The sequence below is a fragment of the Ensifer sp. genome (assembly GCF_031989085.1).
Classification (GTDB): domain Bacteria; phylum Pseudomonadota; class Alphaproteobacteria; order Rhizobiales; family Rhizobiaceae; genus Ensifer.
On sequence record NZ_DALZXU010000002.1, the window covers coordinates 808,480 to 820,992 of the forward strand.

The window sequence follows — 12,513 nt, forward strand, 5'->3', positions numbered from 1 at the left end:
TCACCTCAATGCCCGAGTGGGCCCGGAGGGCCGAAGATCATTTGATAGAACCAGACCAGGAAGCCGTAACCGGCGACCGTACCGACGGCGACGATCGGCCAGATGCCGAAGGCGAGGACGAGAAAAGTCAGAAGTTCCTGGCGCCGGCGCGAGCGCGGCTCCCCTTCGGTCAAGTGCTGTGGAGGTACCTCTGACACGTCAGGCTCCCGGGCTCGTTGATCCGAGAGCATAGTAACAATCCTTGGCAGAAAAGAAAGCGGAACAAACTATACCATAATACTCAAGTACATAAATAACATATGTCAATTCAAAGCGATAATTACCCCGGCAATTCTAGTGGTAGTTCGCCGCGTGAGCGTCGAGATCTCACTTGGTCTTTTCGCAAATGACCATTTGAAGGGGCCGCGAAACAACGTCGACGCGTTGATCAGGGTGTGAGCCGCGTGCGCCATGACGCGCTTCTAAGCCATTGGATTTCGCAGAAAACCGACGATTCGCGAAATGCGCCAGTGCATTCCCCAACGCGAAACCGCAGCCGCGCAATAATACTGGGTGCAGTCGAGCGCTCGGCCCGTCTTCGTAAACGACGCGCACGCCGTGCCGCGCCATCCCCACGATTGCCGGTTGACAAGCCGATGGAGATAAGGACACATATTGCATTACAAAGGGATCAATTCCTTAATAAAGGAATATACGGAGGACTTGGGGTGCCGGACTTGCTTGTGAGCTTGTATTCGCCGACGCTCGCCAATCTCAAGCGGAAAACCGACACGACCGACATTCGCATTCGCCCGGCGCTGCCGCCGGAGATGCATGTCGTCGTCGAATGGGTAAGGCAGAACTTCAGTGACAATTGGGCGAGCGAGGTTCTCGTCGCCTTCTCCCGCCAGCCGATCGCCTGCCTGATTGCGGTCGAGGACGGCAAACTGCTGGGCTTTGCCTGCTACGACACGACAGCGCGCGGCTTCTTCGGTCCGACCGGGGTCGCGGGCGAAAGCCGTGGTCGCGGCATCGGCGTCGATCTGCTCGTTGCGTCGCTCGAAACCATGAAGACGCTCGGCCACGCCTACGCCTTTATCGGCGATGCCGGCCCCGTCGACTTCTATGCCAAGACCATCGGCGCGGTCGCCATCCCCGCCACCGACAAGGGCATCTACGAAGGCATGCTTCGTAGCCCATCCAAATAATCATCTGAACATCGGAGCTATCCCATGGCATCGACGCCGCTCGCCCTCTTCGTCGGGCTTCCCAATCCCACACTCTCGAACGACGAGTTCGCGCTCTTTCGCGAAACCAATCCGCTCGGCCTGTTCGTCGGCCGCCGCAACCTGCGCGAACCCGGTCAGGTCAAGGTCCTGATCGAACGCTTTCGCGAGGCCGTCGGCCGTGAAGACGCGCCCGTCTTCACCGACCAGGAAGGTGGTCGCGTGCAGCATCTCGACGCCGGTCCCTGGCCGCTTTTCCGCAGCTTCGGCCAGTTTGCCGAGCTTGCCCGCCACGACCTCGATCTCGGCCGCAAGGCGCTGCGTCTGTCGTCGCAGGCCATGGGCACGATGATGACCGAACTCGGGCTGACCAGCGGCTGCTCACCGGTTCTCGACCTCGTCTTCGAAACGACCAGCTCGGTCATCGGCGCACGCTCCTTCGGCTCGGATCCCGACTTCATTGCCGCGCTTGGCCGCGAAGTGGTCGACGGCCTGCTCGAGACCGGCAACATGCCGGTCATGAAGCACATTCCCGGCCATGGCCGCGCGACACGCGATTCCCACAAGGAACGTCCCGTCGTCGACGCATCGCGCGAAACGCTCGAAGCAACCGATTTCAAGCCCTTCGTCGCCCTCAAGGACACGCCCTGGGCGATGGTCGCCCACGTCGTCTACTCCGCCTATGACACCGAGCTGCCGGCCTCCATCTCGCCGACCATGCACGAGGTTATCCGCAAGGACATGGGCTACGAGGGCGTGCTGGTCTCGGACTGCATCTTCATGGAATCGCTGCGCGGCACCTTGCCGGAACGCGTGAAGCAGGTGCTCGACGCAGGTTCCGACATCGCACTCCACAGCCACGGCGATCTGGCCGAGAGCGAGGCGGCTGCCAAGGCAGCGCGTCCGCTGACGGCAGACGCACAGAAGCGCATTGCCGCCGGCCAGAGCCGGATCGGCAAACTCAAGGTCGATGTTCGCGCCGCACATGCCGAAGTCGAAGACATGTTCAAGAGCGTTTTCGTCGCCTGACGAGACGCCGTTCACCAATCAAGGGGGGAGAAACCATGAAAACATCCATGCTCTGGGCAGCAACCGCGCTGACCCTTTTTGCCGCGCCGGCGATGGCGCAATCGGTTCTGACGGTCAACATCGAGCCGGCCACGACCTGGGTTCGCAACTTCAACCCGTTCAACCAGACGTCGGCGCGCCAGAGCACGCTCGACTTCGTCTATGAGCCTTTGATCGTCTTCAATCGCTTCAACGACAACAAGCCGGTCTTCCGCCTTGCCGAAAGCTTCAAGCTGTCCGACGACCTGAAGTCGATCGAGTTCAAGCTGCGCCCGAACCTGAAATGGTCCGACGGCAAGCCGCTGACGGCATCCGACGTCAAGTTCACCTACGACTATCTGAAGAAGTTCCCGGCGCTCGACTTCGTCAGCATCTGGACGTTCATCACCGGCGTCGAGGCTGTCGACGGCCAGACCGTGCGCTTCACCCTTGCTAATCCGAGCTCGCTTGCAGCCGAACAGCTGGCGCAGCTGCCGATCGTGCCTGAGCATATCTGGAAAGATATCGCCGGGCCGGTGACCTTTGCCAACGAAACGCCCGTTGGCAGTGGCCCGATGACGGAGATCGCCCGCTTTACCGGCCAGACCTACGACCAGTGCCGCAACCCGCACTACTGGGATGCAGCGACGCTGAAGGTCGATTGCATGCGCTTCCCGCAGCTCGCCGACAACAACCAGATCCTGACCGCGACCGCGTCGGGCACGCTCGACTGGGGCGTTTCCTTCATCCCGGATATCGAGAATGTCTACGTCGCCAAGGACCCGGAACACTTCCACTATTGGTACTCGCCGAGCAGCATGGTCGCCTTCCTGTTCAACCAGGAGACCGCCAACGAAAACAACCGCAAGGCCTTCAACGACGTGAAGTTCCGCCGCGCGGCCTCGATGGCGCTCGACCGCGGCACCATGGTCGACGTCGCCGGCTACGGCTATCCGACGCTCAACGAAGACCCGGCCGGCATGGGCGAGCTCTACAAGAGCTGGGCTGACCCGACCGTCGCGACCGACTTCGGCACCTACGGCAAGTACGACGCGGATGCATCGAAGGCGCTGCTCGACGAGGCAGGCTACGTCGACAAGGACGGCGACGGCTTCCGCGACAATCCCGACGGCAGCAAGATCTCGTTCTCGATCATCGTGCCGAGCTCCTGGACCGACTGGATCGACACCGTGACGATCGCCGTCGAGGGCCTGCAGGCCGTCGGCCTCGATGCCAAGATCGAAACGCCGGAGGAAGCCGTCTGGACCGGTAACCTCATCAACGGCACGTTCGACGCAGCGATCAACAGCCTGCCGGCATCCGCCTCGCCCTACTACCCCTACAAGCGCGCCTTCAGTTCTTCGGACAAGGGCAAGACGCGCTTCACCGCGCAGCGCTGGTTCAATGCCGACGTCGAAAAGCTTGTGACCGAGTTCACCCACACGGATGATCTTGCCAAGCAGAAGGAAGCGATGAACAAGGCACAACGTATCGTCGCCGAGAACATGCCGATGATGCCGGTGTTCAACAATCCGAACTGGTACCAGTACAACACCAAGCGCTTCACCGGCTGGGTGTCGGCGGAGAACCCCTTCGTCAACCCGTCGATCACCCGCAACAACCCGGCGCGTCTGCTGCACCTTCTGGCGCTGCAGCCGGTCAAGTAAACATCCCAGGACTGACGGGAGCAGCCGACGATTGGCTGCTCCCGTCTCCGCGCCGGCCTGCGGGAGAGTTCTCGTCCGGGGCTTGCGCCTTTTCAAAGCGTTTCTGCTGCCTCTTCTGCCGGTAACGGGATCAGGCGCAGTCGATGGAGTCCCCATGGCTTTCCTGCTTCGCCGCCTATGCTTCTATCTGGCAGCCTTCGTCGCGGCGGCGACGATCAATTTCTTTCTGCCGCGGCTGATGCCGGGTGATCCCGTGCAGATCATGTTTTCGAGCGCGGGCGCGGAATTGCCGCCTGAAAGCCTGCAGGCGCTGAAACTGACCTTCGGCTTCGTCGACGGCCCGCTCTGGCAGCAGTACCTCACCTATCTCGGCAGCATCTTCAGCGGCGATCTCGGCCGCTCGATCAAGTATTTCCCGCTGGAGGTGACGACGGTTCTCGGCAATGCGCTGGTCTGGACGGTCGGCCTGATGGGCACGGCGACGATCATCAGCTTCACGCTCGGCACCTTCCTCGGCATTCTCGCCGCCTGGCGGCGCGGCAGCCTATTCGACGTCATCGTTTCCGTCGGCGCGATCTTCGCGACGTCGGTTCCAGCTGTCGTCACCTCGCTGATCGTCGTCTTCTTCTTCGGCTTCACGCTCAACTGGTTCCCGACAGGCTATGCCGCCGATCCGGCGCTCGATCCGGCCTTCACGCTCGAATACATCGGCAGCGTTCTCTATCACGGCATCCTGCCGATGCTGACGCTGTGCACCGTTCTGACCGGCGGCTTCGCCGTCACCATGCGCAACAACATGATCAACCTGCTGGGCGAGGACTATATCGTCATGGCCCGCGCCAAGGGCCTGTCCGACGGTCACGTGATGCTCTGGTATGCGGCGCGTAACGCGCTTCTGCCGACGGTATCGAGCCTTGCCATCGCGATCGGCACGATCCTCGGCGGATCGCTGGTCACCGAAGTGGTGTTCAACTATCCGGGCCTCGGCAACATCCTCTATCAGGCGATCCTTGCCCGCGATTACCCCGTCATCCAGGGCCAGCTTCTGATCATGACTGCGACCATGCTCGTCGCCAATTTCATTGTCGACGTCAGCTATGTGTTGCTCGACCCCCGTTTGAAGAGGGCGTGAGATGAAGTCCCAACCCTTCGGATTGATACGAAACCGCAAGGCGCTGGTCGGCGTCGCCATCATCGCCTTCATTCTGATCGTGGCGATCGCGGCACCGCTGCTCACCCCCTATGATCCGGGCGCGCGCGTCGGCCGGCCACACCAGGCGCCGTCGCTCGCCCACTGGCTTGGCACCACCCGCATCGGCCAGGACGTGTTCACGCGGCTCATCTACGGTGCGCGCACGTCACTTGCCGTCGGCTTCGGCGCCGGCCTGCTCATCACCATCGTCGGGACCGCGCTCGGCATTCTCGCCGGCTATCGCGGCGGCAAGGTCGATGAGGTCATCAGCTTCTTCACCAATATGGTGCTCGTCGTTCCCAACCTGCCGCTGCTGCTCGTGCTCGCAGCCTTCATCGGCCAGGCCAGCCCCTGGGTGATCGCATTGATCCTCGGCGCGACCTCCTGGGCCTGGGGGGCGCGCGTCACCCGCGCCGAGACGCTTTCGGTCAAGCAGAAGGACTATGTCAAATCGGCGGAGATGATGGGCGAACCGCGCTGGCGCATCATGACCTTCGAGATCTTCCCCAATCTGATCTCGATCGTCGGCATCAACTTCATCGGCAGCGTCATCTTCGCGATCATTACCCAGGCGACGCTGGAGTTTCTCGGACTTGGCGACCCGAAGGTCGTCTCCTGGGGCACCATGCTCTATGCCGCCCAGAAGGCCTCGGCACTCTCGGTTGGCGCCTGGTGGGACATCCTGACGCCATGTTTCGCGCTCGCCTTCCTCGGCATCGGCCTGTCGCTGCTCAACTTTGCCGTCGACGAGATCGCCAATCCGCGGCTGCGCACCGGCAACCGCCTCGGCCGCTGGTCCGCGCTCATTCGCTCCGGGGAGGGTCGACTGTGACCGCGCCATTGCTATCTGTGAAAAACCTGACGATCGACTATATCGGCGAGGAGAAGGATTTTCGCGCCGTCGATAATGTCAGCTTCGACGTTGCGCCCGGCGAAGTCTTCGGCCTTGCCGGCGAATCCGGCTGCGGCAAGAGCACCATCGCCTTTGCCATCAGCCGGCTGCACAAGCCGCCGGCGCTGATCCGGCGCGAAAGCAGCATCCTGCTCAACGGCAGAAACGTGCTCGACCTCGACGACAAGGCGCTGCGCGACTTTCGCTGGCGCGACGTCGCCATGGTGTTCCAGAGCGCGATGAACTCGCTCAATCCGGTGCTGCGCATCGAGCAGCAGTTCTACGACGTCCTGAAGACGCACAAGGGCATGAGCCGTGCCGAGGCACGCGACCGCACCGCCGAAATGCTGAAGCTTGTCGATATCGCGCCGGACCGCATGCGCAACTATCCACACCAGTTTTCCGGCGGCATGCGCCAGCGCATCGTCATCGCCATCTGCCTGGCGCTCGATCCGCGGCTGGTGGTCATGGACGAACCGACGACGGCGCTCGACGTCGTCGTTCAGCGCGAAATCCTGCAGCGCATCAACGAACTCCGCCGCAAGCTCGGCTTTGCCGTTCTCTTCATCACCCACGATCTCGGGCTGATGGTGCAGTTCTGCGACCGCATCGGCATCATGCTCGGCGGCAAGCTGGTCGAGCAGGGCACGGCCGACGCCATCTACCGTACGCCGGAGCACGACTATACCAAAAAGCTCTGGGCCTCCTTCCCCTCGCTGCACGGAGGCGTCCTTCGATGAGCGCGACTTCAGCACCCATTCTGACCCTGGACAAGATCAGCAAGACCTTCGGCGGTGGGCCGGGCGCGGTGCATGCCGCTCGCTCCATATCGTTTTCGCTGCATGCCGGACGCGCGCTCGCCGTCGTCGGCGAATCCGGCAGCGGCAAGACCACCTGCGCCCGCATCGCCATGCGCGAATATGAGCCGAGCGAGGGACGCCTGCTGTTCAAGGGCAAACCCGTCGACACAGCAGGTAGCAGGGAAATCGCCGACTATCGCCGTTCGGTGCAAATGATCTTCCAGGATCCTTTCGCCTCGCTCAATCCCGCCCACACGATCGCCTACCATCTGAAGCGTCCGTTGATGCTGCATCGCCCCGAACTGAAGGGTGCGGCGATCGGCGAGGAGATCACGGCGCTGCTCAGGCAAGTGAAGCTCGATCCCGACATCGTCGCGCCGAAGTACCCGCACGAGCTCTCGGGCGGCCAGCGCCAGCGCGTCAACATCGCCCGCGCGCTCGCCGCCAAGCCCGAGGTCATCGTCGCCGACGAGCCGACCTCGATGCTCGACGTCTCGGTCAGGCTCGGCGTCCTCAACCTCTTGAGCGAAATGAAGCGGGAGATGAACCTCGGCCTGCTCTACATCACGCATGACATCGCCACGGCGCGATATGTCGCCGAGGATATCGCTGTGATGTATGCCGGCCAGATCGTCGAGTGGGGCAACACCGGCAAGGTCATCGATAACCCTGCACACCCCTATACGAAGTTGCTGCTTTCAGCCGTGCCCGACCCCGACATCCGCTTCGACGATCCGAAAGCGCAGGTCAGCACCTCCGAGGCTGACGAGACACGCCGCCGCTCGGCGGCAACGCAGGAGACCATCCGCGAGGTGGAACCGGATCATTTCGTGCGCGCTGCCTGAACCGCCCAACGTCGTCTAAACAAAAAACGCCCCGCGAGCCGCGGGGCGTTTTTTGTTGGGCGCGAAAAGCGCAACCCCGTCGATTTGGCCCGGCGCCCTCGTAAGCGCCGGGCTCCGAAATCAGGCGGCTTCGCGCTTTTCGACGTCGGTCGGAACCTTGGAGATCGTCTTCAGGATCTGCGCGGCGATCTGGTAGGGGTCGCCCTTGGAGTTCGGGCGGCGGTCTTCGAGGTAGCCCCTGTAGTCGTTGTTGACGAAGCTGTGCGGAACGCGGATCGAAGCACCGCGGTCAGCAACGCCGTGGCTGAACTGGTGGATCGAGGCCGTTTCGTGCTTGCCCGTCAGGCGCAGGTGGTTGTCGGGACCGTAGACGGCGATGTGATCGGCGCGGGCTTCGGCAAAGGCCGCCATCAGGTTTTCGAAGTACGCCTTGCCGCCAACGTCGCGCATGTAGGCGGTCGAGAAGTTGGCGTGCATGCCCGAGCCGTTCCAGTCGGTGTCGCCGAGCGGCTTGCAGTGGTATTCGACGTCGATGCCGTACTTTTCAGTCAGGCGCTGCAGCAGGTAGCGGGCAAGCCAGATTTCATCGGCAGCCTTGCGCGAGCCCTTGCCAAAGACCTGGAATTCCCACTGGCCCTTGGCGACCTCGGCGTTGATGCCTTCATGGTTGATGCCTGCGGCCAGGCAGATGTCCAGATGCTCTTCGACGATCTTGCGGGCGTTGTCGCCGACATTGCTGTAGCCGACGCCACAGTAGTAGGGGCCCTGCGGCGCCGGGAAGCCGGCTTCCGGGAAGCCGAGCGGGCGGCCGTTCTGATAGAAGAAATACTCCTGCTCGAAGCCGAACCAGGCGCCGTCGTCATCAGCGATCGAGGCGCGGGTGTTCGACGGATGCGGCGTCTTGGCATCGGGCATCATGACTTCGCAAAGAACGAGCACGCCGTTCTTGCGCTCCGGGTCCGGATAAACGGCAACCGGCTTCAGTACACAGTCCGAGCTGCTGCCTTCGGCCTGCATCGTCGAGGAGCCGTCGAAGCCCCAGTTCGGGAGCTGTTCGAGCTGCGGAAAAGCGTCGAATTCCTTGACCAGGGTCTTGCCGCGCAGGTTAGGGGTCGGCTTGTAACCGTCGAGCCAGATGTATTCGAGCTTATACTTTGTCATTTCGTTCTCTCACATGACGCCAGGAATGGCTTGGTTCCGAAGCGGCTGGGCATTCCAGATCGGCTGCCCGAAGACCGTTGATCACAAGAATGCATTAATCGTGCCAGTTCGCATTGCTCGGTCAAAACATGAAAAATCAACGCTCGCAGCACGCCCGGCAACGGGGTCGGCGGCGGCGCAAGACTAAGGATGAAGCGAATTGCATAGAAATTAGGCATTTCCAGCCGCACTTTGAGGCACGTTCGCGCGCAAACCGCTGCCCAGACGGCAGGTGGGCGGCAAGATGGCGGCGGCGAGGTCGCCGCGCCAGCACTGCTGACCGTCAAGGAAGGTGCTCGAAAAACGAGCAGCCCGTGGCGCACAGGCGAGAACCGGCGCTGCAGACGACGCTCTAGCGGACGATCTTGGCGAGCACGCGGTAAAGCCGTTCGTCGCCCGACTGGGCGACATTGAAGCGCAGAAATCCTGAAGCCGCGCCGGAATGACTAAAGACGTTTCCCGGCGCCAGAACGACATCATGCGCAAGAGCCTTCTGCGCCAGCTCCGATGCATCGGCCCCCTCCGGCAGCCGGCACCAGAGGAACATCCCGGCTTGCGGCTCGATCCACGGCTTGATCCCGACCGCGGCAAGCCGCGGCGCCGTCTCGGCCATCGCCCGGTTCAGGCGTAAGCGCAGCGCCTCCATATGCTTCCGGTAGCTGCCATCCCTAAGAAGCGTCAGCACCAGTTCGGCCGCAAGACCGGGGCCGCCGAAGGTGGTGGCGATCTTCAGATCCGTCAGCCCTTCGATCCAGCCGCGCGGCGCTGCAATGTAGCCACAGCGCACGGAAGCCGACAGCGTCTTGGAAAAACTGCCGATCTGGACGACACGGTCGAGACCATCGAAGGCCGCGAGCCGCGGTGCGGGCGCATGCTCGAAATCGGCAAAGATGTCGTCCTCGACGATGGTCAAGCCGGCCTGTTCGGCAAGCCGCAGCAGACGATGCGCGACCACGGGAGAAAGCGTGGCGCCCGTCGGATTGTGCACGGCGGAATTGGTGATGTAGAGGCGAGGTTGATGGGCCTCCAGCACCTCGGCGAACCGGTCGAGATCCGGACCAACGGGCGTATAGGGAACGCTGACGATGTTGACCCGGTGCGCCCGCAGCAACGCGTGGAAATTGAAGTAGCAGGGATCATCGACGATGACGGTGTCGCCGGGCTCGAGTAGAAATCGGCAAAGAAGGTCGATCGCCTGGGTTCCCGATTCGGTGAGCATGATCTGATCGGGCGACGCCTCGACACCATGTTCGGCAAGCCGTCGCGCCAGCAATTGCCGCAGCGGCCGCAAGCCGAGCGGCGTGCCGTAATCCGCAAGGCAAGCCGCGTCGGCGCGCGCGACCGCGCGCAACGCCCGCCTGAGCGCCTGCTCCGGCATCCAGGATGCCGGCAGCCAGCCACAGCCGGGCTTCAGCACGCCGGCATTCGTTTCCAGCGACTGCCGCGAAACCCAGAGGGGATCGACGGCGCGATCGACGCGCGGCCCTGCCTCAACGAGCGATAGCGGCGCGAGCGGCGCCGAAACGAAGAAGCCGGAGCCAGGCCTGGAGCGGATCGCACCTTCGGCTGCAAGGCGTTCATAGGCCTCGACGACCGTCGATTTGGACACCCCCATTGTCTTGGCCAGCGCCCGGATGGACGGAAGTTTGGAGCCGGGCGTCAGCGACCGCCCGGCAATCCGCTGCCGGATCGTGCCCATCACCGCTTCAAGCAGGGTTTCGCCGCTGCTTTCCGATTGCTGAAATGCCATCCGTACCGGCTCCAAATACAGAACAGTTTGGCGAAACTGTACCGCATTGTCTCTGGAAGAACCATCGCGTCGAGCCGATACAGGTGAAAAAGGAGACGACAATGGATAAAACGACGACCGGCTGGTTGAACGGCTTTCTCGGCGTGCTGATTTTCAGCGGCTCGCTGCCGGCCACCCGGGCCGCGGTGATGGATTTCGACCCGGTGTTCCTGACGGTAGCGCGCGCGGCGATCGCCGGCGTACTGGCGGCCTGCCTGCTCGTCGTCTTCCGCCAGCCGAAGCCGACACGCACCGATCTCGTCTCGCTGGCGATCGTCGCCTTCGGCGTCGTTCTCGGCTTTCCGCTTCTGACGGCGCTGGCCCTCAAGCATGTGACATCGGCCCATTCGATCGTCTTCGTCGGCCTGCTGCCGCTTGCAACCGCGGTCTTCGGCGTGCTTCGCGGCGGCGAACGCCCGCGTCCTGCCTTCTGGCTGTTTTCCTGCCTCGGCAGCGCGCTGGTTGCCGGCTTTGCGCTGACGCAGGGCTTTTCGGCCTCCCCGGTCGGCGACCTCCTGATGCTTGCGGCCATCATCGTCTGTGGCCTCGGCTATGCCGAAGGAGCGAGCCTGTCGCGCCGGCTCGGCGGTTGGCAGGTGATCTGCTGGGCCCTGGTACTGTCGCTGCCGGTCATGCTCGGCATCGGCCTTTTCACCACGGCACCCGCCATCGAGATGATCAACAGGAGCGCCTGGGCGGGACTGGCCTACGTCTCCGTCTTCAGCATGTTGATCGGCTTCGTCTTCTGGTATCGGGGTCTGGCGCTCGGCGGCGTTGCCGGCGTCGGCCAATTGCAGCTGCTGCAGCCGTTCTTCGGCCTGGCGCTGGCGGCAGCACTGCTCCAGGAACCGGTAAGCGGGGCGATGCTGGCCGTCACCGGCGCGATCGTGCTCTGCGTCGCCGGAGCCAAGAAATTTGCGAAGTAGCGAGCCCGAGCGCAACCGTTGTCAGAGATGGTCGAGCTTCAATCTCTTGCTCAGGAGGTCGATGAAGGTTCGCACCTTGGCGGTGGGCGCCCGGCCCTCGCGCCGCAGGATGTGGATCGGGACAGGCGCAGGTTCGAACTCCTCGAGGACAACCTCGACCCTGCCCGCCGCGATCAGATGCTCGATCTGCCAGAGGGGCGAAAAGCCGAGCCCAAGCCCCTCGCCGACGGCAGCATAGATCGCCGCCATGGCATTGACCCGCAAGGGACCGCCGACCTTGATCCCGCGCGGCTTGCCGTCGATCGTGAACATCCAGATGCCTTGCCGATCATCGCCTGGGCGCGTGACGCAGTCGTGGTGCCTTAGGTCTTGCGGATGGCTCGGCCGGCCGCGCGTGGCGAAATAGGACGGCGCGCCAAAGACGACGCGGCGCAGGCCGCCGAGCCGTCTGCCCGTCAGACTCGAGTCGGCGAGGTCGCCGATCCGCACCACCATATCGAGACTGTCCTCCGCAAGATCGACGAAGGCGTCGGAAAGGTCGAGTTCGACCTCCACCTCAGGATATCGGCGCATGTACTCGGCGACGATCGGCATCAGAAAACGCGGCGCAAACAGAGCGGGCGCGCCGATACGCAACACGCCTGAAGGCTCGAGCAGGCGCTGTGCCGCCTCCAGCCGGGCTTCATGGATTTCATCGATGGCGGGTTTCACCCGACGATAGAAGGTCTCGCCAGCCTCGCTCGGCGTCGAACGCCGAGTGGTGCGGTGGATGAGTTCCACGCCAATATCTTCTTCAAGCGCAGCAAGCGCCCTGCTGACAGTCTGCAGCGGCCGTTGAAGACGGTTGGCGGCCGCCGTCAGGCTGCCAAATTCGACGACGGCGACGAACGCTTCAAGATCTTCGATACGGCTCATCTTATTATCCCACTTTTGCTGAGAATAAATCACGT

12 protein-coding genes are annotated in these 12,513 nt (G+C 62.9%); 8 read left to right on the forward strand and 4 right to left on the reverse strand.

Annotated features, from left to right (window positions below; translation table 11 throughout):
• Positions 1 to 5: 5 nt before the first annotated feature.
• Positions 6 to 197, reverse strand: coding sequence for a periplasmic nitrate reductase, NapE protein (gene napE, locus RTP54_RS16525; protein WP_312364207.1), 192 nt, complete (start codon positions 195 to 197; stop codon positions 6 to 8).
• Positions 198 to 707: 510 nt separating this feature from the next.
• On the opposite strand from napE, the gene RTP54_RS16530 reads away from it, so the two are divergent.
• From RTP54_RS16530 to RTP54_RS16560, 7 genes are all read left to right on the forward strand, one after another.
• Positions 708 to 1,187, forward strand: a complete 480-nt coding sequence (locus RTP54_RS16530; RefSeq protein ID WP_312364209.1) for a GNAT family N-acetyltransferase — start codon at positions 708 to 710, stop codon at positions 1,185 to 1,187.
• A gap of 24 nt (positions 1,188 to 1,211) precedes the next feature.
• Positions 1,212 to 2,234 (forward strand): glycoside hydrolase family 3 N-terminal domain-containing protein, encoded by a 1,023-nt coding sequence (locus RTP54_RS16535; RefSeq protein ID WP_312364211.1) that lies wholly within the window; start codon positions 1,212 to 1,214, stop codon positions 2,232 to 2,234.
• A 35-nt stretch (positions 2,235 to 2,269) separates the two neighbouring features.
• Positions 2,270 to 3,919, forward strand: coding sequence for an ABC transporter substrate-binding protein (locus RTP54_RS16540; RefSeq protein ID WP_312364213.1), 1,650 nt, complete (start codon positions 2,270 to 2,272; stop codon positions 3,917 to 3,919).
• Positions 3,920 to 4,073: 154 nt separating this feature from the next.
• On the forward strand, positions 4,074 to 5,051 hold the full coding sequence (locus RTP54_RS16545; RefSeq protein ID WP_112817689.1) for an ABC transporter permease: 978 nt from the start codon (positions 4,074 to 4,076) through the stop codon (positions 5,049 to 5,051).
• A gap of 1 nt (position 5,052) precedes the next feature.
• Entirely contained in the window at positions 5,053 to 5,943 is an 891-nt protein-coding gene (locus tag RTP54_RS16550; protein ID WP_112817690.1) for an ABC transporter permease, read from the forward strand.
• Positions 5,940 to 6,743: an ABC transporter ATP-binding protein gene (locus RTP54_RS16555; RefSeq protein ID WP_312364215.1), complete on the forward strand. Its 804-nt coding sequence runs from the start codon at positions 5,940 to 5,942 to the stop codon at positions 6,741 to 6,743. Before RTP54_RS16550 ends, RTP54_RS16555 begins: the two co-directional genes overlap by 4 nt.
• Complete coding sequence (locus RTP54_RS16560; protein ID WP_112817691.1) at positions 6,740 to 7,648, forward strand: ABC transporter ATP-binding protein; 909 nt, start codon at positions 6,740 to 6,742, stop codon at positions 7,646 to 7,648. Before RTP54_RS16555 ends, RTP54_RS16560 begins: the two co-directional genes overlap by 4 nt.
• Before the next feature lie 120 nt (positions 7,649 to 7,768).
• On the opposite strand, the gene RTP54_RS16565 is transcribed toward RTP54_RS16560, so the two are convergent.
• Both RTP54_RS16565 and RTP54_RS16570 read right to left on the reverse strand, forming a co-directional pair.
• Entirely contained in the window at positions 7,769 to 8,809 is a 1,041-nt protein-coding gene (locus RTP54_RS16565) for a glutamine synthetase beta-grasp domain-containing protein (RefSeq protein WP_312364219.1), read from the reverse strand.
• 391 nt (positions 8,810 to 9,200) lie between these two features.
• A complete protein-coding gene (locus RTP54_RS16570; protein ID WP_409517156.1) occupies positions 9,201 to 10,619 on the reverse strand; it encodes a PLP-dependent aminotransferase family protein in 1,419 nt (472 codons plus the stop codon).
• Between the two features lie 80 nt (positions 10,620 to 10,699).
• Here RTP54_RS16570 and RTP54_RS16575 point away from each other — a divergent pair, with 80 nt between their 5' ends.
• On the forward strand, positions 10,700 to 11,563 hold the full coding sequence (locus tag RTP54_RS16575; RefSeq protein WP_312364223.1) for a DMT family transporter: 864 nt from the start codon (positions 10,700 to 10,702) through the stop codon (positions 11,561 to 11,563).
• Positions 11,564 to 11,584: 21 nt separating this feature from the next.
• Here RTP54_RS16575 and RTP54_RS16580 read toward each other — a convergent pair whose 3' ends face one another.
• Entirely contained in the window at positions 11,585 to 12,478 is an 894-nt protein-coding gene (locus RTP54_RS16580) for a LysR family transcriptional regulator (RefSeq protein WP_312364225.1), read from the reverse strand.
• Positions 12,479 to 12,513 lie beyond the last annotated feature (35 nt).